Origin of the sequence: Frateuria sp. GZRe12 (genome assembly GCF_051900535.1) — a bacterium.
In the GTDB taxonomy this organism is placed as follows: Bacteria; Pseudomonadota; Gammaproteobacteria; order Xanthomonadales; family Rhodanobacteraceae; genus Frateuria_A.
This window is the reverse complement of the sequence record NZ_JBHZGI010000004.1, coordinates 33,243-54,653: the sequence shown is the minus strand read 5'-3', so window position 1 is coordinate 54,653 and position 21,411 is coordinate 33,243. Positions and strand designations below refer to the sequence as shown.

Here is a 21,411-nt window from a genome sequence, read left to right as displayed (position 1 = left end):
GGAGCCAAGTTTGCCGGGATACCACTGACAAGGGCTGTCAGCAGTCTTGCGCCGCTTCGTCAGTGGCGTCGCGGATCCAGTCCAGGTACGGAGCATGGGCGTGCGCGATGGGCACGGCGATGAGTTCGGGCAGGTCGTATGGATGCAGCGCCAGCAGGCGCGTGCGCAGGGCGTCGAAGCGCGCGTCCGTCGTCTTGATCAGCAGAAGCTGCTCGCTGTCGGTGGTGACCTCGCCCTGCCAGCGGTAGGTCGAGGCGATGCCGGGCAGGCGGTTCACGCAGGCGGCCAGACGCTCGGCCACCAGCGCCTCGGCGATGCGCCGGGCGCTGTCGGCGTCGGGACAGGTGCAGTAGCAGAGCAGGACGGAGGTGCCGGGCATGGCGCGAGATGGTAGCCCCTCTCCTGCGCGGAAATGGATCGAGGCACGGCACCGCATCCCTCCCTTTTGCCGAAAGCCTGTAGCGCTCCCGACCGATGAGCGGGCAACCCTTGAAACCCCGTCCGCACCACCCCACGTGCAGTGCCATTCGCGCTTCACCCTCTTGCAGGGGCGGATTGCGTCGCTAGAATTGGCACTCACCATCACCGAGTGCTAACAGCACCCCGGTGATCCTCACCTTCTTTCAACCCGAACTGTGGAGTCCCATCCATGAGCAAACTGCGTCCGCTGCACGATCGCGTCATCGTCAAGCGCCTGGAAGAGGAGCGCGTCTCCGCCGGCGGCATCGTCATCCCCGACAGCGCCACCGAGAAGCCGACCCGCGGCAAGGTCATTGCCGCCGGCACCGGCCGCATCCTCGAGGACGGCAACGTTCGTCCGATGAGCCTGAAGGAAGGCGACACCGTGCTGTTCGGCAAGTACGCCGGCCAGGAAATCAAGATCGACGGCGAAGAGCTGGTCTTCCTGAAGGAAGACGACATCGTCGCGGTGATCGAAGGCTGATCAGCCTCTCCCGCCCGACTCTCCGCAATCCACCCATCGAATTCGAAGGATAAAGACACATGGCAGCCAAAGAAGTCCGCTTCGGCGAAGACGCCCGCTCGCGCATCTTGAAGGGCGTGAACACCCTGGCCAACGCGGTCAAGGTCACGCTGGGCCCCAAGGGCCGCAACGTCGTGCTCGAGAAGAGCTTCGGCGCCCCGACGATCACCAAGGACGGCGTGTCCGTCGCCAAGGAGATCGAACTGGCCGACAAGTACGAGAACCTCGGCGCGCAGATCGTCAAGGAAGCCGCCTCCAAGACCTCCGACGTCGCCGGTGACGGCACCACCACCGCCACCGTGCTGGCCCAGGCGTTCATCCAGGAAGGCCTCAAGGCCGTCGCCGCCGGCATGAACCCGATGGACCTCAAGCGCGGCATCGACAAGGCCGTGGTCGCGGCCGTGGGCGAACTGAAGAAGCTCTCCAACCCGACCGCCGACGACAAGGCGATCGCGCAGGTTGGCACCATCTCGGCCAACTCCGATTCCAACATCGGCGACATCATCGCCACCGCGATGAAGAAGGTCGGCAAGGAAGGCGTGATCACCGTCGAGGAAGGCTCGGGCCTGGAGAACGAGCTGGACGTGGTCGAGGGCATGCAGTTCGACCGCGGCTATCTGTCGCCGTACTTCATCAACAACCAGGCCAGCCAGCAGGTCGAGTTGGACGATCCGTACATCCTGATCCACGACAAGAAGGTGTCGAACGTCCGCGAGCTGCTGCCCGTGCTGGAGGCCGTCGCCAAGGCCGGCAAGCCGCTGCTGATCGTCGCCGAGGAAGTCGAGGGCGAGGCGCTGGCCACGCTGGTGGTCAACACCATCCGCGGCATCGTCAAGGTCGCCGCCGTCAAGGCGCCGGGCTTCGGTGACCGTCGCAAGGCGATCCTGGAAGACATCGCGATCCTGACCAACGGCCAGGTGATTTCCGAGGAAGTGGGCCTGCAGCTGGAGAAGGCCACGATCAACGACCTGGGCCGCGCCAAGCGCGTGGTGATCACCAAGGAAAACACCACGATCATCGACGGCGCCGGCGAAGCCGAGCGCATCCAGTCGCGCATCGGCCAGATCAAGGCGCAGATCGAGGAGACTTCCTCCGACTACGACCGCGAGAAGCTGCAGGAGCGCGTGGCCAAGCTGGCCGGCGGCGTGGCCGTCATCAAGGTCGGTGCCGCCACCGAGGTCGAGATGAAGGAGAAGAAGGCCCGCGTCGAAGACGCCCTGCACGCCACCCGTGCGGCCGTCGAGGAAGGCGTGGTGCCGGGCGGCGGCGTCGCCCTGATCCGTGCGCTCAAGGCCGTCGAAGGCCTCAAGGGTGACAACGAGGACCAGAACCTCGGCATCGCGATCACCCGCCGCGCGCTGGAAGCGCCGCTGCGCGCGATCGTCGCCAACGCCGGCGAAGAGCCCTCCGTGATCCTCAACAAGGTCAAGGACGGCTCGGGCAACTTCGGCTACAACGCGGCCACCGGCGAGTTCGGCGACATGGTCGGCATGGGCATCCTGGATCCGACCAAGGTGACCCGCACCGCGCTGCAGCACGCTTCGTCGGTTGCCGGCCTGGCGATCACCACCGAGGCGATCGTGGCCGAGCTGCCGAAGAAGGACGAAGGCCACGGCGCTGCCGGTGGCATGGGCGGCGGCATGGGCGGCATGGGCGGCATGGACTTCTAAGTCCGGCTTGCACTGCAGTACTTGAGAGAACCCCGCCTCGTGCGGGGTTTTCTTTTTTTGCCGCGGGGCCATGGGAGCGCACCTGTGCGCGGCCGGGGGCGTCAACTTTTTGGGTGGGCCAGTGGTGGGCCCTCCGCGACTGGGCTCGCCTGCCGCGGGCTTCCGATCGCCTGTCGGCGGGTCACTTTTCTTTGCGGGCCCAAGGAAAAGTAACCAAAAGAAACGCCCTTGCGCAGCCCGGGGTGAGATAAGAGCCAGGCGCCATCACGCCCTGCCGGGTCGGTCTCTTGCTCATAGTGGAGCTGCCGCCGCTTTACCGACGGGCGCTCGGGAGCCGGGGCAAGAGAGGGTACGCGCGAGTTGTGCGGGTGGCACGCGCCTGGCTCCCTCTCCTGTCCGGGAGAGGGTCGGGTTGAGGGGCGGGGCTGGCGGGGATGGCCGCGAGAATGGGCGTTCACTGCAACCGTGCCGGTGGCTGGTCCACAATGGTCTTTCCCCCAAAGGCGGCAGTCTCCCCATGCTCTTCCGCTGGTTCGAATCCCTGATCGACCCGTTCAAGGAGCCGGTCGACGTCATGCCGCCCGCGACGCCCGGGCGCTTCTACCTCTTCTACCTGCGCCAGGTGTGGCCGATGTTCGCCGCGGTGCTGGTGGTGGGTTTCTTCGTCTCGATCATCGAAGTCTCGCTGTTCGCCTTCATCGGCAGGCTGGTGGACATGGCCAAGGCGGCCGAAGGCGTGGCGTTCTTCCGCCAGCACAGGCGGGAACTGGCCTGGATGGCGTTCGTGGCGCTCATCGCGCGCCCGCTGTTCAACGCCATGCACGACCTGCTGGTCAACCAGGCGATCGTGCCCAACGTGACCGCCCGCATCCGCTGGCAGAACCACCGCTACGTGATCCGCCAGAGCCTGGCGTTCTTCCAGAACGACTTCGCCGGGCGCATCGCCAACCGCATCATGCAGACCGGCAGTTCGTTGCGCGAATCGGCGGTGCAGATCGTCGATGCGATCTGGTACGTGGCGATCTACACCGGCAGCGCCATCGTGATGTTCGCCCAGGCCGATGTCTGGCTGGCGGCGCCGCTGGTGCTGTGGCTGCTGCTCTACATCGCCACGCTGGCGTTCTTCATCCCGCGCACGCGGCAGCGTTCGTGGAAGGCCTCGGAAGCGCGCTCGAAGCTGATGGGGCGCATCGTCGACGGCTACAGCAACGTGCTCACGCTCAAGCTGTTCGCGCACACGCGGCGCGAGGAGGCCTATGTCGCCGACGCACTGCGCGAGCAGGTCGACAAGACGCGCGCCATGACGCGCCAGACCACCGCGATGGACGCCACCATCACCACGCTCAACGGCTTCCTGATCGTGGGCACCTCGGGCCTGGCGCTGTGGTTATGGAGCCATGGGAAGGTGACCGTCGGCGCGATCGCACTCTCCACCGGACTGGTGATTCGCATCAACAACATGTCCGGCTGGATCATGTGGGTGGTCAACGGCATCTTCGAGAACATCGGCACGGTGCAGGACGGCATGGCGACCATCGCGCAGCCGCGCGCGGTGCAGGATGCGCCGGGCGCGATGCCGCTGGACGTCACGCGCGGCGAGGTGCGCTTCGAGGATATCCACTTCCACTACGGCAAGGCTGGCGGCGTCATCTCGGGTCTCGACCTCGCCGTGCGCGCCGGTGAGAAGATCGGCCTGGTCGGGCCTTCCGGCGCGGGCAAGTCGACGCTGGTGAACGTGCTGCTGCGGCTGTACGACCTGGAGGGTGGACGCATCCTCGTCGACGGCCAGGACATCGCCCGCGTCACCCAGGAAAGCCTGCGCTCGCAGGTCGGCGTGGTCACCCAGGACACCTCGCTGCTGCATCGCTCGATCCGTGACAACCTGCTCTACGGCCGGCCCGACGCCAGCGAAGCCCGGATCGCCGAGGCGGTGCGCAAGGCGCGCGCGGACGAGTTCATCCCGACGCTGTCCGATGGTGAAGGACGCCGCGGCTACGATGCCTACGTGGGCGAGCGCGGCGTGAAGCTGTCCGGCGGCCAGCGCCAGCGCATCGCGATCGCGCGCGTGCTGCTTAAGGATGCGCCGATCCTGATCCTGGACGAGGCCACGAGCGCGTTGGACTCCGAGGCCGAGGCGGCGATCCAGGAGAGCCTGGATCTGCTCATGCAGGGCAAGACAGTGATTGCCATCGCGCACCGTCTGTCGACGATCGCGCGAATGGACCGCCTGGTCGTGCTGGACAAGGGCCGCATCGTGGAGAGCGGCACGCACGCCCAGTTGATCGCGCAGGGTGGTCTGTACGCGCGTTTGTGGGAGCGCCAGACCGGCGGCTTCGTCGCGGTGGAGGATGCGCTCGCCTGAGCGGGCAATCCCGGCAAGCGGGATTGCCCGCCCGGGGTCAATGTCCGCGCGCGGCGCGCAGTTTCTCGCGGGCCTTTGCGTTGAGGTCACCGGTCGGGCCGGCCCCTTCGGTGGGCGTGTCGACCGTCGCATCGGCCGCCTGCGTTTGCTTGAGCAGGCCTCCCAGGCCGAGCGGTTGCGTGCCCGAGGCGCCGGTCGTTGGCGCGGTGGCACCCAAGCCGGCACCCGCATTCGGGTTCATGCCCGGTGCGGTGGCGCCGGCCTGGGTCGAACCATGAGCTGTCGTCTGGGCAGCCCCGCCCGGGATGACCTGCGCAAAGGCAGGGACGGCGAACACGCTGGCGCCGATGAAAGCGGCAAGCAGGGTCTTTTGCATGGGATCCTCCATCGAAGTCTTGCCGCGGATCTCGCGGTCAGGGCGACACTAGAGCGGTTTGCCCAGCGCGTTCCGAACTGGCCTGATGACGCTTAAGCGGCCAGACAGATGGCTGAACGGGACGGTCGAGGTCGTTGGAACGGCAGGGCGGCTCCAATCCCGCGGTCCCCATGGACGGGCGCCGGTTGGAGCCGACCCTGCGAGGGCCATCAATGACCGTGGGCATCCGCCTTGGCGCGCACCTTGGCGTCGGCACCTACCGAAGCTCCGGTCGCGGTGCTTGCGGCGTCGCCGACGGAACCCGCCGTCCGGCTGGTGCTGTCGATGGCCGCATGGGCACTGTCACTGACCTGGTCGCCTACGCCTCGCGCCGTACCTTCAGCCCGGTTGGCCGTCGCGCCGGCATCGACGGTGGCTCCTGCGCGGATGCCGGCGTTGGCGTCTGCGCGTTGATCGCCTGCGCGAACGCCCGTCGAGCCGTTGGCGGACGTGTCGACCTCGGCCCTGCCGTGGCGGTCGAGCGTGCGGTCGGTGCGCTCCGTCGCGCGACGCGTGGCATGGCGCGCGTCACGGTCGGCACGCTGCAGGGTCTGGCCCGGCTGGGCGCCAAGCTGGCCGGGCGCGCCACGCACGGCTCCGCTGGCGCCGGCGCTCACGCCCGCGCCGGCCCTGCCGGCGGCACCGAGATCGACCTGCGCCAGGGCAGGCAGGACGGCGAACACGCTGGCACCGATCAAAGCAGCAAGCAGAGTCTTATGCATGAGATGCCTCCAGTGTGGGAAAACCGCGGAATGTTCTCCGTGGTAGCCACGACCCTAGGCAGGCTTTCCCGACCTCAATCTGAATACGCCTGCGCCCGCTTAAGCGACCGGACAGATGGCTGAATGCTCCGCTGTCGATGCGTAGTGAACGCGCGGTGGACGTCTGGACATCCCACGGCGCTCAAGGGCGCGCGCCGTAGGCGCCTGTGGGTGATGGCGCTTGCGGGTGTGGCAGCGGATGGCTCGCCGCGGCCAGTTGCTGCGGCATCAGCGCATCCAGCTTGCCCTTCAGGCGCAGCATCGCGACGCTGGCCATGTCGCGGTCGACCACTTTCTGCTCGGCGGTCATCTCCGGCTGCGGCGCACCCGGCGCGCGGGTGAGTTCGGCCAGCTGCGGGGCCAGCACCTGGCTCAGCGCGAAGTACGGATCGCCGTGGATGCCGGCCGCGTCCAGCAGCTTGCCCGGCAGCATCCAGGCGGCCAGGCTCTCGCGCCTGGCCGGTTCCGGATTGCGCGGGTCGAGCAGCAGCCAGACGCCGGGTTCGCTCAGCATGTCGCCGCCATCGACGAAGCCGGTGACGTTGTAGCTGTTGGTCAGCGCCGGCAGGTGGTCGCCGTAGAACAGCAGCAGCGTCGGGCGGTCGCGCCTGGCCAGCAGCTTTGCCAGCCGGCCCAACTCCGCGTCGGCGTGTTCGGCGTGATAGAGGTAGGTCTGCAGCTCCTGCTTGTCGCGACCGCTGATGCCGGGCGGGACCGGGATGGCATCACGCGCGGCGACGTCCGTCGGCGGCACGTCGTAGGGACCATGCGCCTCGATGCTGATCGCGAACAGGAACTGCGGCGGGCCTGAGTCCTTGAGCTGGCGCATGATCTCGTCGGTCATCGCGCTGTCGGCCATGTACTTGCCGTCGTTGGGCGAATCCTTCGGGAACGCGGACTGCGAGACGAAGTTGTCGAAGCCGATCTTGCGGAAGGCCGCGGCGCGGTTCCAGAACGCCGGGTCGTTGCCGTGGATCGCGGTGGTGCTGTAGCCATGCGCGCGCAGCGTGCGCACCACGCTGGGCACCACCTTCTGCTCGAGCGTCAGGTAGGGGAACTGCAACTCGTCGAAGTAGCGCAGCGACAGACCGGAGAGCACCTCGAACTCGGTGCGGATCGTGCCGCCGCCGAAGGTCGGCACGTGCAGCGGACCGCTGACGCCACGCTTTTCCAGCCGGTCGAGGTTGGGCGTGAAGTGACTGTCCTGATAGCCGCGCATGATGCTCGGATCGAAGAACGACTCGCTCTGCACCACCACGATGTCGGGTCGCTCGCCGCTGGGCGATGCGGCACCGAGGCGCGCTTGCAGCGCCTTTTGGGTCTGCGCGATCAGCGCCTTGGCGGCATCCGGATCGGCCTTGTGCCCGCCGTGCCCGTACTGCTGGTGGAACAGCAGCAGCGAGCTGACCAGGCCCGAATGGTTGGCCGTCACCGTGGGCGACCAGGGTTCCAGCCACAGCACGCGCTGGTTGTAGAGCTTGCCCCACGTGGTCACGCCGCCGAGCAGGCTGCCCAGCAGCACGACCGCGACGGCACCGCCGAGCAAGCGCTTGCCGTAGTTGCGGCGCGGGAACAGCGGCGGTTCCAGGCGCCACATCGCCACGATCAGGACGATGCCCGCGAGCAGCCCCAGGTACGGCCACGGGCTGTGGGGCAGGTAGCCGACCAGCAGGTGCGCGCCGCCCTTGCTGAGCTGGTCGACCATCAGGAAATCCGCCGGCATCAGCGGGTTGCCCAGGTTGGCGACTTTCAGTGCGTTGATCTGATAGAGCAGCGCCTCGAACAGGAACACCAGCCCGAACGAAAACACCAGCCGCCGGGTGAACGCCAGTAGCGCCCACGACGCCAGCAGCCCGGGAAGTGCGTTGGCCAGGAGGTAGCGCGGCTGGTCGAACATGCGCAGCGGCGTCACGCCCACGCCGCCATCCATCAGGCCGGTCAGCAATACGAACGCCAGGCTCATCAGCACCACGGCAAGGACACGCGCGGCAAGCGCGCGCCAGTGCGTGGCGGGGTGGTCGAGGAGGATCATGAAAGGGATGGTCCGCTGGCGTTGTGTTACGGGATGGTGACTGTAATCGCGCGGAAATGAACTATGCGTTCGCCGTCCCGCGGGTGGTTGCTGCCGGTTCATGCGGCCCCGCGCTACGGCACAATGGCCGGATGAGCGTCCCCGAAAGCCCCGCGCTGCGCGCCCTGGTCGACGACCGCTACGCCGAACTGGCCGCCCGCTGCCGCGCGGCCGGCGTCGCGCTGCACGACGATGCCGGCGTGGCCGAGCGGATCCGCCGCACGCTGGCGGCCAGCGACTTCGCCTTCGAGGTATGGCGACGGCAACCACAACTGCTGGCGCCGGCCGGCCTGGATCGCCTGCGTTCGGCCGGCGACGCCGGCACCCGCATCGGCACGCTGGTCCTGCCGGAGGACGAGGTCGCCACGCTCGCCGCGCTGCGCCGGTTCCGGCACGCCGAGGCCTTGCGGCTGGTGTTCCGCGACGTCAACGACCTGGACGACCTGGCCGAGACGCTCTCGGCCACCAGCGTGCTGTACGAGGCGCTGCTGGGCGCCGCGCTGGGCTGGTCCGAGCGCGCGCTGGCCGCGCGCTACGGTCACGCGCGCGGCGAGGACGGCGGGCTGCAGCGGCTGGTGGTGATCGGCTTCGGCAAGCTCGGCGGGGCCGAGCTCAACTTCTCCTCCGACATCGATCTGGTGCTGACCTACCCGCAGGCCGGCCACAGCGATGGCGCGCGTTCGCTCGACAACAGCGAATACTTCGTGCGGCTGGGCCGCCACCTGGTGCGCCTGCTCAACGAACCTACCGACGATGGCATCTGCGCGCGGGTGGACCTGCGCCTGCGTCCGTTCGGCAACGCCGGGCGCCTGGCGCTGTCGTTCGCCGCGATGGAGCAGTACTACCAGAGCGAAGGCCGCGACTGGGAGCGCTATGCCTGGATCAAGGCGCGCCCGGTGGCCGGCGACCGCGCGGCGGGCAAGCAGCTGCAGGAACTGCTGCGCCCGTTCGTCTACCGCAAGTATCTCGACTACACCGCTTTTGCCGGTCTGCGCGAGATGAAGGCGTTGATCGACGCCGAGGTGGCGCGCAAGGACCTGGCCGACAACCTCAAGCTCGGTCCCGGCGGGATACGCGAGATCGAGTTCATCGTGCAGTTGGAGCAACTGATCCGTGGCGGCCGCGAACCGTCCTTGCGCGTGCGTGGCCTGTTGCCGGCGCTGGCTGCCTGCGAGGCGCGCGGGCACATCGGCGCGGCGCGCGCCAAGGCGTTGCGCCAGGCCTACCGTTGCCTGCGCCAGGTCGAGAATCGCGTGCAGATGCTGCGTGACGCGCAGACCCACGACCTGCCCGAGGACGCCCTGAGCCGCGAGCGTCTCGCCCGTGGCCTGGGCCACGAGCACTGGGAAGCGCTGGAGATCGAACTGGCGCATCACCGCGCCGTCGTCAGCGAAGACTTCGCCAGCGTGTTGATGCCCGCCGGCGGACGCGCCGCCCGCGTGGCGGTTGCTGACACCACGCTGTGGCAGCAGGCCTGCCACGGCACGCCGGAGCCGGGCGCACTGGAGGCGGCCGGCTTCTTGCCCGGCATCGAGGCGGCCGAGGCCCTGGCCAAGCTGCCGCAGGCCGCTTCGGTGCGCGCCATGTCGCAGCGCTCGCGCGAGCGCCTCGATCATTTGATGCCACACCTGATCGCCGCCGCCCGCGCCAGCGCCGCGCCGTTGCCGTGCCTGCTGCGGCTGTGCCGGCTGGTGCAGGCAGTGGCGCGCCGCTCGGCCTACCTCGCCCTGCTGGAGGAACAACCGGCCGCACGCGCGCGCCTGGCGCGGCTGTTCGCCGACAGCGCGTTCCTGGCCGAACGGGTGATCGCCCAGCCGTTATTGCTGGACGACGTGCTCGATCCGCGCATCGACCAGTTGCCGCTCAAGCGCGCCGACATCAGCGCCGAGATCAGCCGCGTGCTCGGTACGCTGGACGAGCGCGAGGCGGAAGCGGAGCTGGAGCGCATCAACGAGTTCAAGGCGAGCATCGCCTTTCGCCTGGGCCTGGCCTTCAACGATGGGCGCGCTGACGCCGTGGCCACCTCGCGGCGGCTGGCCGCGCTGGCCGCCTCGGTGGTCGAGGCGGTCACCGCGCTGGCCGAGCGCGAACTGGCCGCGCAGCATGGGCGGTTGCCGGGGGAGGGCTCGGGCTTTGCCGTCTTCGGCTACGGCAGCCTCGGTGGCGACGAGCTGGGATTTGCCTCGGACCTGGACCTGGTGTTCGTGTTCGACGGCGCGCGCGCGCAACTCACCAGCGATGGCGCGCGCCCCATCGACGGGTCGCGCTGGTACCAGCGCCTTGCGCAGCGCGTAATGAACTGGTTATCCCTGCTGACTCGCGCCGGGCGCCTGTACGAAGTCGACACGCGGCTGCGGCCCGACGGTTCGAAAGGCCTGCTGGTGAGCAGCCTGGAGGCCTTCGATGCCTACCAGCGCAGCCGTGCGTGGACCTGGGAGCACCAGGCCTTGTTGCGCGCACGCGCGGTGGCGGGCGACGCGGGCCTGGGCCATGCGTTGGGCGAGGTTCGACGCGAGGTGCTCGCGGTGCCGCGCGAGCGCGGTGCGGTGCTGGCGGAGGTGAGCCAGATGCGCCAGCGCTGGCGGGCGGAGCGGGATCGTTCGGACGAGGCGCGGCTGGATCTCAAGCAGGGGCATGGCGCCCTGCTGGACATCGAGTTCGCGTTGCAGGGGCTGGTGCTCGCGCATGCGGCGGCGTGCCCGCAGTTGCTGGCAAACACGGCCAATGCATCGCTGATCGATGCGTGTCGGCGTGTCGGCCTGCTCGATGACGGCCAGGCGCAGACGCTTGCGCGCGTGCATGCCGACCTGTTGCAGCGGGCGCTGACCTGCACGCTCGATCTGCGGCCCCGCATCGCGCCGCGCGAGCCGGCGCTGGAGGCTATGTGCGCCGAGGTGCGCAACGTGACTGCGACGCTGGGTTTCGACTTCGCCTGATCTCTGCTCCCTCTTCCCGGAGAAGGGGCGAGGGCCGGGGTTCGCCTTGAGGTTTCAGAGCAAGAGCTTTCGGACGCCTCCGGCGCCCGAGTCACTTTCTCTTGCTTGCCCAAGAGAAAGTAACCAAAGAGAAGGGCACCCCGATGGCGCGCCCTTCGGGTACGCGTGCGGACGGCGGGGTTTTTCGACGGGACTTTTGTCCCGACGAAAAACTGGCCGGCGTCCTGCCGGCCACCCTGCGGGCTGATCCGCCATCCGCCGGCGGCGCCATAGGGGACCCGGAAGAGCAGCGCGCTTGCCGCGCGCACTTTTCGGAGGAGCCAGGGCAAGTGCCAAGTGCAAGTGCCAAGTGCAAGTGCGGGCGGCGTGGGCTTGCTGCGAACGGTCTTCCCATTTCTCCAGCAGAGGATCGGGAGTAGGAGCCCGATGATGTGGCTCAGCGCAACCCAAGCCGCCGTCGCACGGTCGCGGCGATGCGCTCGGTTTCGCGCAACGGTGGCTGGCGCGTCGGCGCATCGGCCTGGAGGTCGTGCAGCAGCCCGCCGTCGCGCAGTGCCTGGTGGAAACGGGCGAGCTTGTCCGGCAGTGGTGTGGGCGCGAAGGTGTGCACCGGACAGCCGACGGCGCAGGCTTCGGAGAGCATGTTGACCGAATCGGGCGTGACCACCAGGCGATCGGCCCAGGCCAGGACGCCCGGATAGGGATTGGGGCCGTCGGCCGCGCCGTACCAGTACAGGCCCGGGACGCCATCGAACGCCTTGCGCAGCGCCGCCGCAAGGGTGTGCGGCGTGCGCCGGGAGGCGAGGACGAGCAGGCTGCCGCCATCACGCTCATGCACCGTACGCAGGCCGCCGATGAAGGCGCGGGTCCAGGCCTCGTCCAGCGCGATGCCGTGGCGTGGACCACCCAGTAGTACGCCCACGCGTGGCCCGGGCAGTTCGGCCAGGCGCGGCCAGGCGTCGCGTGCGTCGGCCAGCCATTCGTCATCGATGGGGTTGAGCGAACCCGATGGCGTGAGCACGTTCGGTCCGGCGATGCCGTCATGGCGCGGCGCGATGACGATGTCCCAGTGTTTCGGGCCGATCCGCGGATCGAGGATCTGCACGGTGCGGCAAAGCCCGCCGGACCAGGTACGAAGCACGCGCGTGAACAGCGCCGCGGCGCGCCCGCAGCCGACCGCCACGCGCGGCCACGGCGGTGCCAGGCGCGCCCGCTCGGCGGATGGCAGCGCAAGTTCGGCGCCCATCACCAGCCGCGGCGCCAGCCAGGCCCACGGTCCGCGCGGCTCGATCACCCAAGGCCGGACCGGCAGGCCCAGGCGCTCGGCCAGGGCCAGCGCCTGGCGCTGGTTGCCGGCGGCGGCGTCGGTGATGACCCAGCATTCCTCGCGCACTGCGCTCACGCGATCGCCGCTCGCTCGATTGTTGTCGGATTCTGCACGCTGGGTTCCCCGTTCCTCACCCGACCATCCACGCCCTTGGGCTTACACTTGTGGATCGCCCGCGCCGGATGGCGCGCCAAGAACGCAAAGGATACCCATGAGCGAAGTGCTTTCCGAGGCCGCCCTCGACCAGTTGTTCCGCGCCGCGCGCACCTACCGCCGTTCGGCCGAGGCGTGGCTGGACAAGCCGGTCAGCGACGCGCAGCTGCATGCGATCTACGACCTCGCCAGGCTCGCGCCGACCAGCGCGAATGCCTCGCCCGCGCGCTTCGTGTTCGTGCGCTCGCCGGAAGCCAAGGCCAGGCTCGAGCCTGCGCTGGACCGGGGCAACCGCGACCAGAGCATGGCCGCGCCGGTCACCGTGATCGTGGCGGCGGACCATGCCTTCTACGAGCACCTGCCGCGGCTCTACAAGGAATCGCCGGACGCGATCGACTGGTTCGCCGGCAAGCCGGCCGCGATCGAGGCGACGGCGTTCCGCAACTCAAGCCTGCAGGGCGCCTACCTCATCATGGCCGCACGCGCGTTGGGGCTCGATTGCGGCCCGATGTCCGGCTTCAACAACGCGCTGGTGGACGAGACCTTTTTCGCCGGCACGCAGGTCCGCTCGAATTTCCTGATCAACATCGGCTACGGCAACCCCGCCGTGCTGCGTCCGCGCGAAGACCGCTTCGCGTTCGACGAAGCCTGCCGGATCGTCTGAAACCCCACGGGAGTTACGCATGCGCACGTTCAAAGCTGTACTTTTCGCCGGCCTGTTCGGCGCCGCGGCGCTCGCCCAGGCCGCACCGGTCACGTACCAGCTGGATCCGCACCACACGATGGTGCTGTTCAGCTGGAGCCATTTCGGTTTCTCCCACCCGACCGCCGAACTGGGCCTGGGGCAGGGCACGCTGGTGTTCGATCCGGATCATCCGGAGCAGGCCAGCGTGGAGGTGACCTTGCCGATGGCCGGGCTGGACACGCACGTGCCGGCGCTTGACAAGCACCTGGCCAAGCCTGATTTCCTCGACGTGGCCAAGTACCCGACCGTGACCTACAAGAGCACGAAGGCCGAGCCGCTGGGCAAGGACCATTTCCGCATCACCGGCAACCTCACCGTGCATGGCGTGACCAAGCCGGTGGTGCTCGATGCCACGCTCAACAGGATCGGCAAGCATCCGATGAGTGGCGATCCGTCGATCGGCTTCGATGCGACCGGCACGCTCAAGCGTTCGGATTTCGGCGTATCGGCGTACGTGCCCAACGTCAGCGACGAGATCAGCCTCCGCATCACGACCGAGGGTTCGGCGGCCAAGTAACGGCGCCTTCATCCGATCCAAAAAAAGAAGCCCGCGCGTGATGGCGCGGGCTTCTTTTTTCGCAGGGTGGGCTTCAGCCCGCCACGCTGGCTCCGGATGATGGGCTGGAGTCCATCCTGCCTTCAGTGCCGGGTTACGCCTTCCTCGCGCATTGCCTCGAGCTTGCTCAGGTCGACGCTGGCCACGGCCTGCTTCAGTTCATCGATGCTGCCGGCATTGCCGTTGGCCTTGACCGTGAAGCGCTGGCCGACCACCACGCTGTACTCGCCGCTCTTGGATTCGGTATCCCACGCTTCGTGGGTAAGGCGGCCGTCGGCGGTATAGGTCTTCTCGTAGCCGTGGTCGGTGCTGCGCTCTTCCTCCGGGGCCATCGCGCCGGCCATCGCCATCAGGCCCTTGGCGGTGCCCGTGTCGGTGACTTCCAGCGTGAGCGTGCGACCGTTGCCGTCGCCGTACTCGGCGTGCGCCTCGGTGACCTGCATGCCCATCGCGTTGCTGCGCTGGGCCGAGCTGCTGGTGCGCTTGAGGCCGAGCAGGGTCTCGGGCAGGAAGGCCTTGACCTGCTCGGTGGACAGCGCCTGCACGTCGCCGTCGTTGCCCATGGCCGCACCCATCATCTTGTTCATGGCGGCCTGCTGGGCGGCGGTGTCGCCGGACTTCTGCGCCGCGTCCATTTCCTTGCTCGCCTGTTCGGCGCGCTCGCCCATGGCGGCGAGCTTGCCGAGCGCGCTGTCCGGATCGACGGTGACGTTGTCGCTGGTGCTGCCCAGGTGGGTGCCGGTCATGGCCGCGCCGGTGTAGGCAGCGGTGCCGATCACGCCCGCCACGATCAGCCCGACGATCCAGCTCAGCACGATGGCGACGATCACGGCCAGCGCCGTGTAGCCGCCGGCCTTTTCGGGCGGGCACTTCATGGTGAAGGGCAAGCCCAGGTAGAGCAGGTAGATGCCGTAGATTGCGCCGGCGATCGCGATCAGCCAGCCGAGCCACGGAATGATCACCGCGATGCCCGCGACCCATGAGGCGGTCCAGGAATAGGCGACCGTCTTGAGCGCCTGCACCATGTCCTTCTGGCCATTGAAGGTGCCGGCCAGGGCATTGATCACCAGCGCCATGACGTAGGCGAGGGCCAGCGACAACAGGTATTGCAGCACCATGCCGCCGATGCCCGCGCCAATTGGCGTGCGTACGTGCACGCCCATGAACCCGGTGCCGATCAGGCTGCTCTTGATGAAGCCGGCGATCGCCGGCAATGCGGCGATCCAGACGATGTAGGTGGTGTACAGGCTGCCGATGCTGGCCGGTTCGGCGGCCGCGACCGGCCATTCGGTCCTGGGCGAGGCCAGGATGGCCTTTGCGCGCGCGATGGCTTTTCCAAAATCCATGGTAATTCCCCTTGCGACGTATGAATGCGGCGACGGATGGCCATCGTCAGGGTCGCGGCGCCCGGCCACGTCCCATCCACGGTCGTCCCCCTTCGATGCGTCGCCCGCCCCTTCGGGCGACGCCGGCGCACAGTTGATGGCAACGGCGCGACGAAGTCCAGTGCAGCGCCGGCGCGGTGGTCGCCCGCGCGTTGCCGGGGTTTGCCCCTGCTACCATGGGCGGCTCGACGTCCCCTTCCTGGAGCCTGCCATGTCGCGCCCCCTGCCCGAGGCCGCGCCGATCCCGGCGAATGCCGAAAATCGTTACGAAGTGACGCGCAACGACCTGCCGCTGTCCTGCCCGATGCCGGCGATGTCCCTGTGGAACTCGCATCCGAAGGTGTACCTGCCGATCGTCGAGGATGGCGGGGAGTCCGTCTGTCCTTACTGTGGCGCGCATTACGTCCTGCGCGACTGAACCAGGGCCGCCGGCCGGTTCCTGAACGGCGGCATTCGGCACGATCGCTGCTTGCCCAGGTGGATGAAGGCCACCCAACAACCCCTCATGTCTGCCGTCGTCACCCCCACCCGGCGCCTGGTTGTCGTCCAGCTGATCCCGGCGTTGCATACGGGCGGGGCGGAGCGTTCGACGCTGGAGGTGGGCCGGGCGCTGGTGGAAGCGGGGCACCGCTCGATCGTGATCTCCTCCGGGGGCCGCCTGGTGGCGCAGCTGGAAGCCGAGGGCAGCGAGCACATCACCCTGGATATCGGCACCAAGTCGCCGCGCACGCTGTTGCACCTGGGCGCGCTGCGTCGTCGGCTGCGCGAACTGAGGCCCGACATCGTGCATGCCCGCTCGCGCCTGCCCGGCTGGATGGGCTGGTGGGCCTTGCGCGGGATGAACCCGCGTCCGCATTTCGTCACCACCGTGCACGGGCTCAACTCGCCCGGCCGCTACAGCTCGATCCTGCTGCGCGGCGAGCGGGTCATCGCCGTCTCGCAGACGATGCGCGACTACGCCCTGAGCCACTACCCGTGGCTGGATCCGGCGCGCGTGAAAGTGATACCGCGCGGCATCGATCCGGAGGCGTTTCCTTACGGCCACCGGCCGGACGACGCCTGGCAAAAGACCTTCTTCGCCGAGTACCCGCAGCTGGCCGGCGCGCCCCTGCTGACCCTGCCCGGGCGCGGCACGCGCCTGAAGGGCCATCACGAGGCGATCGAGCTGATGGCCGAGCTCAAGCGCCGCGGCATCGAGGCGCGCCTGTTGCTGCTGGGCGTGATCGAGCCGGGCCGCGAGGCCTACGTGGAAGAACTCCGGCAGCTGATCCGCGAGCGCGGCGTCGAGGCGCAGGTGGTGTTGACGGCGCCCCGCAACGACGTGCGCGACATCTACGCGGTGTCCGCGCTGATCCTGCAGCTGTCGACCAAACCCGAGTCGTTCGGGCGCACCGTGGTCGAGGCGCTCTCGCTGTGCCGCCCCGTGCTTGGCTACGCCCACGGTGGCGTCGGCGAACTGCTGGCCGAGCTGTATCCGGCGGGCCGCGTGCCGCTGGGCGACCGCCAGAAGCTGGTAGAACGCGCCGCGGAATTGCTGCGCGTGGCGCCGCCGATCCCGATGCTGCAGAGCTACCGGCTGTCGGACATGCAGCAGGCGGTGCTGGCGCTGTACGGGGAAGTGGCAGGCTGACCGACCGCCGCCGTTTCGGCCGCCCCGCGGACGATCCGGCAACCTCAGCGGTGAAGCCGCCGCCGTCCCATACAATCGGCGGATGCCCACGATCCGACCGATAGCCGCCGCCCTGCGTTCGCCCCTGCTGCCGTTCTGGCTGGTGATCGCGTTGCTGCCGGTCGGGCGAAGTTCGGAACTGGGGACCTTGCTGTGCCTGATCGGCACCATCCTCTTGTTCGTGCGCCATCCGCGGGCGCTGGACGGGCACGCCGGTGCGCGCCTGCTGCTGGTGTTGCTGGCCTGCTACGTCGGCGCGGCGCTGCTGTCCTCGTTCGATGCGGTGGCGCCGGGCAAGAGCTGGGGCGCCACGGCCGGCCTGCTGCGTTACGTACCGCTGGGGTTGTACGCCTGCTTCGCGATCCGCCGTGATGCCAGGCTGCGCACGCTGTTCTTCGCAGTCGCCACCGTTGTCGCCGTGTGGGTGGCCGACGCCTGGCTGCAGGCGCTCACCGGCTTCAGCCTGGGCGGCCCAGCCGATGCCGAGCGCGTGTCGGGCATCTTCGGCGCGGACAACCTCAAGCTCGGGCCGACGCTGGCGGTGCTCGCACCGTTCGCGCTGTGGGCGGCGCGCGAGCGCTGGGGACGCACGGGCCTGATGCTGGCTTTCCTGCTGGTGCTGGGGCCGGTGCTGCTGGCCGGCTCGCGCGCAGGCTGGCTCTGCTACGGCCTGGTCGCGCTCGCATTTGCCTGGCGCGAGGCCGGCTCGGCGTACCGATTCGCGCTCTGGTGCGCGCTGGGCGCGGTGCTGGTGGCGCTGGCCGGCACGGTGGCCTGGCGCACGTCCAGTCGCTTCCAGGGCCGCATGGAACAGACCCTGGCGGTGTTCGCGGACGAACCCCAGGGGCTGGACGAGGCGCTCACGGGCCGGCCGGCGATCTGGCGCGCCAGCGTGCGGATGGTCGCGGACCATCCCTGGAACGGCGTGGGCGTGCGCGGCTTCCGCTACGCCTATCCCGACTATGCGCCGGCCAACGACCACTTTCTGGTCGATGAGGCCTGTGGCGTGGGCGAGGGCGCCTGCCACGCGCACCAGCTGGTGCTGGAGGTGCTGAGCGAGACTGGCGCGAGCGGGCTGGTGCTCTGGCTGGCCGCGGCCTTCTGGGCGCTTCGTGCATGGCGACGGCAGGGCGCGGAGGCACGCGCGCGGGCGTTCCCCGCCACGGTCGCGCTGGCCGTGATGCTGTTCCCGCTCAACACCCACCTGGCCTTCTACTCGGCGTGGTGGGGACTGTTGTTCGCCTGGCTGCTCGGGCTTTGGTGCGCAGCGCTGTACGTGATCGAGGATGTCGTCATGGAGGATGGTGATGCGTGAGCCGTTATCGGTGGTCGTCACCACCTTCAACAGCGCGGACACGCTGGATGCCTGCCTGGAATCGGTGAAGTGGGCCCAGGACATCGTCGTACTCGATTCGGGTTCCACCGACGCCACCGCGGCGATCGCGCGGCGCCACGGCGCGCGCCTGCACGAACAGGCGTTCGCCGGCTACAGCGCGCAGAAGCAGGCCGCGATCGACCTGGCCCGGCACCGCTGGGTGCTGCTGCTGGACTCGGACGAGGCGTTGCCGCCGGATGCCGCCGCGCCCATGCTGCGCGCGCTGGAGGCTCCGGCCTGCGCCGGGTACCAGCTGTGGCGGCGCGAATGGGTGTTCTGGCGCTGGCAGTCGCCGCGCGCGAGGCTGAATCACTACGTGCGGCTGTTCGATCGCGAGCGCGCGCACATGAGTGGGCACAGCGTGCACGAAGCGGTCCAGGTGAACGGGCCGGTCGGCAAGCTCGACGTGGTGCTCGACCATTTCGGCGAACCGGATATCGCCGGACGCGTGGACAAGGCCAACCGCTACTCCACGTTGCAGGCGGCCGACGAAGCGCGCCGGCGTCGCACCTGGCTGGGTTGGCGCCTGGTCGCCTATCCGACGATCGCCTTCCTGCGCTTCTACCTGCTGCGCGGTCACTGGCGCGCCGGCTGGGCGGGCTTCATCGCGGCGCGGGTGCACGCCTTCTACGCCTTCCTCAAGTACGCCAAGCTGCACGAGGCACGCGTGCGCAACGCGCCCGGGGCGCTGCGCCACCCGCGTCAGCGGTAGACCGCCGGTGCGCCGGGCGGTCGGGTCTTGAAGCGCTTGTGCACCCACAGGTACTGCGCGGGCGCCTCGCGCACCATCTGCTCGATGCTGGCGTTGACCCGCGCGGTATCGGTGGCTGCGTCGCCGTCCATCGGCAGCGGCGCGCCCAGCCGCATGGCATAGCCGCCCGCGGGCAGGCGGTGGTGGAAAAACGGGATCACCTGCGCCTGGCCCATCCGCGCAAGATGGTGGGTCGCGGTGATGGTCGCGGCGGGCACGCCGAAGAACGGCACGAACACGCTGTCCTTGCTGCGCATGTCCTGGTCCGGGGCATACCAGAGCGTGCCGCCGCCGCGCAGGTACTTCACCGTGCCGCGGATGTCGTCCTTCTCGAACATGCCCGCCGCGTAGTGCAGCCGCGCGCGCAGCACGGTCCATTCGAACACGGCCGAATCCATGCGCCGGTACATGCCGGCGATCGGGATGCGTCGGGAGATCAGCCGCGCGCACAACTCCAGATGCGAAAAATGCCCGCCTACGAGCAGCACGCCCTGGTCCTGCGCGTGCGCGGCCTCCAGGTACTCCAGGCCTTCGATGCGCGTGGGGATGCGTGCGACCGCGCGATCGGATCCCATCCAGCCGAGCGCGAACTCCACCAGCATCAGGCCGATGTCGGTCAGGTGCGCATCGACCAGTGCCGCCTGCGCGCGGGCGTCCAGCTCGGGGAAGCACAACGCGACGTTGGCCTCGGCGACGCGGCGGCGGCGCGAGGGCACGTGGCGGATCAGCGCGCCGAGCAGGCGACCCAGCCGCAGCAGCAGCGGATAGGGCAAACGCGCGATCAGCCAGATCACCCCCACGCCCAGCCAGGCCGGCCAGTGGCGCGGGGCGAGCAGGGCGCGATCGAAGGAGGGGCGGGGCATGCCGGGCATCCGGAGGATTGTAGCGTCCAAGCCCGCTCTCCTCGGGGGAGCGGGTGCAGGCAGGGCCCTATAATTCCCACCGTCCCTCCGGCCTGGCCTTCCGTTGCGCTACCTCTACACCTTCGTAATGTACCTGGCGACGCCGCTGATCGTGCTGCGCCTGATGATCCGTGGCGCGCGCTACGGCAATTACCACCGGCGCTGGCCCGAGCGTTTCGGCCTGTTCCAGCGGCCGCAGTTCAGCGGAAGCCTGTGGGTGCACGCAGTGTCGGTCGGCGAGGTCAACGCGGCCGAACCGCTGATCAAGGCGCTCAGGCGCGATTATCCCGACGCGCCGCTCGTGGTCACCACGGTCACGCCGACGGGTTCGGCGCGCGTGCACCAGTTGTTCGGCGACAGCGTGTTCCATGTCTACCTGCCCTACGACCTGCCCTTCGCGGTCCATCGCTTCCTGAAGCGGGTGCGTCCGCGACTGGCGTTGATCGTGGAAACGGAGATCTGGCCGAATCTCTATTTCGCCTGCCGCCGTCGCGGCATTCCGCTCATGATCGTCAACGCGCGGTTGTCCGAGCGTTCGATGCGTGGCTACCGGCCGCTGCGCTCGCTGGTGCGTTCGGCGCTGCGCACGGTCCGACAGATCGCGGCCCAGTCGCGCACCGACGCCGCGCGCTACCGCCTGCTGGGCGCCGACCCTGCGCAACTGGTGGTCAGCGGCAATTTGAAGTTCGACATGCCGGTGCCCGACGGCGCGGTGGACAAGGGCGCTGCGCTGCGCGCGCAATGGGGCTCGCGTCGTCCGGTATGGATCGCCGCCAGCACGCACGAGGGCGAGGAACTGGCGGTGCTGGAAGCGCACCTGGACGTGTTGCGCCGGCTGCCCGACGCCTTGCTGCTGATCGCGCCGCGGCACCCGGAGCGTTTCAAGCTGGTGGAACACTCGGCGCGCAGCCTGGGTTTCACCGTCGCCACGCGCAGCGTCGAGCAGGTGCCCGGTCCGCACCAGGTGTTCGTGATCGATGCGATGGGACAACTGATGCCGTTCTACGCGGCCGCGGACCTGGCCTTCGTCGGCGGCAGCCTGGTGCCGATCGGCGGGCACAACGTGCTGGAACCGGCGGCGCTGGCGCGGCCGGTGCTGGTCGGTCCACATACGTTCAATTTCGAGGAGATCACCCTCACTCTGATCCGCGAGGGCGGTGCCAGCCGCGTCGAACACGTGGACCAGCTGGGCCACGCCGTGCTCGACCTGTTGCGTGACGAACGCCAGCGCGAGCGGATGGGGCGTCAGGCGCGTCGCGTGTTCGACAGCGAGCGGGGCGCCGTGGGGCGGGTCATGGAACTGGTCGATCGCGTGCTGGAGGAATGATCCCTGCAGGAGCTCACGCGCGGG

18 protein-coding genes are annotated in these 21,411 nt (G+C 68.9%); 11 read left to right on the top strand and 7 right to left on the bottom strand.

Features of this window, described 5'->3' with window-relative positions; translation table 11 throughout:
* Positions 1-37: 37 nt before the first annotated feature.
* The gene (gene cutA / locus ACFWZ4_RS10680) at positions 38-379 is read right to left on the bottom strand and encodes a divalent-cation tolerance protein CutA (protein ID WP_439704664.1); all 342 of its coding nucleotides are present in this window, start codon (positions 377-379) and stop codon (positions 38-40) included.
* Between the two features lie 270 nt (positions 380-649).
* Between cutA and groES the strand changes: the two genes are divergently transcribed.
* The 3 genes from groES (at position 650) to ACFWZ4_RS10665 (ending at position 5,014) form a co-directional block, all read left to right on the top strand.
* Complete coding sequence (gene groES, locus ACFWZ4_RS10675; protein ID WP_231321790.1) at positions 650-943, top strand: co-chaperone GroES; 294 nt, start codon at positions 650-652, stop codon at positions 941-943.
* Positions 944-1,002: 59 nt separating this feature from the next.
* On the top strand, positions 1,003-2,652 hold the full coding sequence (groL, locus tag ACFWZ4_RS10670) for a chaperonin GroEL (protein ID WP_439704663.1): 1,650 nt from the start codon (positions 1,003-1,005) through the stop codon (positions 2,650-2,652).
* A 517-nt stretch (positions 2,653-3,169) separates the two neighbouring features.
* Positions 3,170-5,014: an ABC transporter ATP-binding protein gene (locus tag ACFWZ4_RS10665; RefSeq protein WP_439704662.1), complete on the top strand. Its 1,845-nt coding sequence runs from the start codon at positions 3,170-3,172 to the stop codon at positions 5,012-5,014.
* A 37-nt stretch (positions 5,015-5,051) separates the two neighbouring features.
* Here the strand turns inward: ACFWZ4_RS10665 and ACFWZ4_RS10660 are convergent, their stop codons facing one another.
* The 3 genes from ACFWZ4_RS10660 to ACFWZ4_RS10650 form a co-directional block, all read right to left on the bottom strand.
* The gene (locus tag ACFWZ4_RS10660; protein WP_439704661.1) at positions 5,052-5,390 is read right to left on the bottom strand and encodes a hypothetical protein; all 339 of its coding nucleotides are present in this window, start codon (positions 5,388-5,390) and stop codon (positions 5,052-5,054) included.
* Positions 5,391-5,599: 209 nt separating this feature from the next.
* Positions 5,600-6,151 carry a hypothetical protein gene (locus ACFWZ4_RS10655; protein WP_439704660.1) on the bottom strand — a complete coding sequence of 184 codons (552 nt, stop codon included), beginning with the start codon at positions 6,149-6,151 and terminating at the stop codon, positions 5,600-5,602.
* A gap of 181 nt (positions 6,152-6,332) precedes the next feature.
* A complete protein-coding gene (locus ACFWZ4_RS10650; RefSeq protein ID WP_439704659.1) occupies positions 6,333-8,222 on the bottom strand; it encodes an LTA synthase family protein in 1,890 nt (629 codons plus the stop codon).
* 131 nt (positions 8,223-8,353) lie between these two features.
* Here ACFWZ4_RS10650 and glnE point away from each other — a divergent pair, with 131 nt between their 5' ends.
* A complete protein-coding gene (glnE, locus tag ACFWZ4_RS10645; protein ID WP_439704658.1) occupies positions 8,354-11,197 on the top strand; it encodes a bifunctional [glutamate--ammonia ligase]-adenylyl-L-tyrosine phosphorylase/[glutamate--ammonia-ligase] adenylyltransferase in 2,844 nt (947 codons plus the stop codon).
* A 436-nt stretch (positions 11,198-11,633) separates the two neighbouring features.
* Here glnE and ACFWZ4_RS10640 read toward each other — a convergent pair whose 3' ends face one another.
* Positions 11,634-12,599, bottom strand: coding sequence for a mitochondrial fission ELM1 family protein (locus ACFWZ4_RS10640; protein WP_439704657.1), 966 nt, complete (start codon positions 12,597-12,599; stop codon positions 11,634-11,636).
* A gap of 136 nt (positions 12,600-12,735) precedes the next feature.
* Here ACFWZ4_RS10640 and ACFWZ4_RS10635 point away from each other — a divergent pair, with 136 nt between their 5' ends.
* Together ACFWZ4_RS10635 and ACFWZ4_RS10630 are read left to right on the top strand one after the other, a co-directional pair.
* Positions 12,736-13,341: a malonic semialdehyde reductase gene (locus ACFWZ4_RS10635; protein WP_439704656.1), complete on the top strand. Its 606-nt coding sequence runs from the start codon at positions 12,736-12,738 to the stop codon at positions 13,339-13,341.
* Positions 13,342-13,360: 19 nt separating this feature from the next.
* On the top strand, positions 13,361-13,939 hold the full coding sequence (locus tag ACFWZ4_RS10630) for a YceI family protein (protein ID WP_439704655.1): 579 nt from the start codon (positions 13,361-13,363) through the stop codon (positions 13,937-13,939).
* A gap of 122 nt (positions 13,940-14,061) precedes the next feature.
* Here the strand turns inward: ACFWZ4_RS10630 and ACFWZ4_RS10625 are convergent, their stop codons facing one another.
* Entirely contained in the window at positions 14,062-15,324 is a 1,263-nt protein-coding gene (locus ACFWZ4_RS10625; protein WP_439704654.1) for a YIP1 family protein, read from the bottom strand.
* Positions 15,325-15,574: 250 nt separating this feature from the next.
* Between ACFWZ4_RS10625 and ACFWZ4_RS10620 the strand changes: the two genes are divergently transcribed.
* The 4 genes from ACFWZ4_RS10620 (at position 15,575) to ACFWZ4_RS10605 (ending at position 19,119) form a co-directional block, all read left to right on the top strand.
* Positions 15,575-15,781 carry a zinc-finger domain-containing protein gene (locus ACFWZ4_RS10620; protein WP_231321774.1) on the top strand — a complete coding sequence of 69 codons (207 nt, stop codon included), beginning with the start codon at positions 15,575-15,577 and terminating at the stop codon, positions 15,779-15,781.
* Positions 15,782-15,868: 87 nt separating this feature from the next.
* On the top strand, positions 15,869-16,993 hold the full coding sequence (locus tag ACFWZ4_RS10615; RefSeq protein WP_439704653.1) for a glycosyltransferase: 1,125 nt from the start codon (positions 15,869-15,871) through the stop codon (positions 16,991-16,993).
* Between the two features lie 82 nt (positions 16,994-17,075).
* Positions 17,076-18,347, top strand: coding sequence for an O-antigen ligase family protein (locus ACFWZ4_RS10610; RefSeq protein ID WP_439704652.1), 1,272 nt, complete (start codon positions 17,076-17,078; stop codon positions 18,345-18,347).
* Entirely contained in the window at positions 18,340-19,119 is a 780-nt protein-coding gene (locus tag ACFWZ4_RS10605) for a glycosyltransferase family 2 protein (protein ID WP_439704651.1), read from the top strand. Before ACFWZ4_RS10610 ends, ACFWZ4_RS10605 begins: the two co-directional genes overlap by 8 nt.
* Here the strand turns inward: ACFWZ4_RS10605 and lpxL are convergent.
* Positions 19,110-20,021 (bottom strand): LpxL/LpxP family Kdo(2)-lipid IV(A) lauroyl/palmitoleoyl acyltransferase, encoded by a 912-nt coding sequence (lpxL, locus tag ACFWZ4_RS10600; RefSeq protein ID WP_439704650.1) that lies wholly within the window; start codon positions 20,019-20,021, stop codon positions 19,110-19,112. The two genes, ACFWZ4_RS10605 and lpxL, sit on opposite strands and share 10 nt — an antisense overlap.
* Before the next feature lie 127 nt (positions 20,022-20,148).
* Between lpxL and waaA the strand changes: the two genes are divergently transcribed.
* Positions 20,149-21,387: a lipid IV(A) 3-deoxy-D-manno-octulosonic acid transferase gene (gene waaA / locus ACFWZ4_RS10595; RefSeq protein ID WP_439704932.1), complete on the top strand. Its 1,239-nt coding sequence runs from the start codon at positions 20,149-20,151 to the stop codon at positions 21,385-21,387.
* The last annotated feature ends 24 nt before the right edge of the window (positions 21,388-21,411 follow it).

What these genes read in the sequence shown, in the direction of transcription:
- cutA (WP_439704664.1), bottom strand. Translation starts at nt 379, where the DNA reads ATGCCCGGCACCTCCGTCCTGCTCTGCTACTGCACCTGTCCCGACGCC.
- groES (WP_231321790.1), top strand. Translation starts at nt 650, where the DNA reads ATGAGCAAACTGCGTCCGCTGCACGATCGCGTCATCGTCAAGCGCCTG.
- groL (WP_439704663.1), top strand. Translation starts at nt 1,003, where the DNA reads ATGGCAGCCAAAGAAGTCCGCTTCGGCGAAGACGCCCGCTCGCGCATC.
- ACFWZ4_RS10665 (WP_439704662.1), top strand. Translation starts at nt 3,170, where the DNA reads ATGCTCTTCCGCTGGTTCGAATCCCTGATCGACCCGTTCAAGGAGCCG.
- ACFWZ4_RS10660 (WP_439704661.1), bottom strand. Translation starts at nt 5,390, where the DNA reads ATGCAAAAGACCCTGCTTGCCGCTTTCATCGGCGCCAGCGTGTTCGCC.
- ACFWZ4_RS10655 (WP_439704660.1), bottom strand. Translation starts at nt 6,151, where the DNA reads ATGCATAAGACTCTGCTTGCTGCTTTGATCGGTGCCAGCGTGTTCGCC.
- ACFWZ4_RS10650 (WP_439704659.1), bottom strand. Translation starts at nt 8,222, where the DNA reads ATGATCCTCCTCGACCACCCCGCCACGCACTGGCGCGCGCTTGCCGCG.
- glnE (WP_439704658.1), top strand. Translation starts at nt 8,354, where the DNA reads ATGAGCGTCCCCGAAAGCCCCGCGCTGCGCGCCCTGGTCGACGACCGC.
- ACFWZ4_RS10635 (WP_439704656.1), top strand. Translation starts at nt 12,736, where the DNA reads ATGAGCGAAGTGCTTTCCGAGGCCGCCCTCGACCAGTTGTTCCGCGCC.
- ACFWZ4_RS10630 (WP_439704655.1), top strand. Translation starts at nt 13,361, where the DNA reads ATGCGCACGTTCAAAGCTGTACTTTTCGCCGGCCTGTTCGGCGCCGCG.
- ACFWZ4_RS10625 (WP_439704654.1), bottom strand. Translation starts at nt 15,324, where the DNA reads ATGGATTTTGGAAAAGCCATCGCGCGCGCAAAGGCCATCCTGGCCTCG.
- ACFWZ4_RS10620 (WP_231321774.1), top strand. Translation starts at nt 15,575, where the DNA reads ATGTCGCGCCCCCTGCCCGAGGCCGCGCCGATCCCGGCGAATGCCGAA.
- ACFWZ4_RS10615 (WP_439704653.1), top strand. Translation starts at nt 15,869, where the DNA reads ATGTCTGCCGTCGTCACCCCCACCCGGCGCCTGGTTGTCGTCCAGCTG.
- ACFWZ4_RS10610 (WP_439704652.1), top strand. Translation starts at nt 17,076, where the DNA reads ATGCCCACGATCCGACCGATAGCCGCCGCCCTGCGTTCGCCCCTGCTG.
- ACFWZ4_RS10605 (WP_439704651.1), top strand. Translation starts at nt 18,340, where the DNA reads ATGCGTGAGCCGTTATCGGTGGTCGTCACCACCTTCAACAGCGCGGAC.
- lpxL (WP_439704650.1), bottom strand. Translation starts at nt 20,021, where the DNA reads ATGCCCCGCCCCTCCTTCGATCGCGCCCTGCTCGCCCCGCGCCACTGG.
- waaA (WP_439704932.1), top strand. Translation starts at nt 20,149, where the DNA reads ATGTACCTGGCGACGCCGCTGATCGTGCTGCGCCTGATGATCCGTGGC.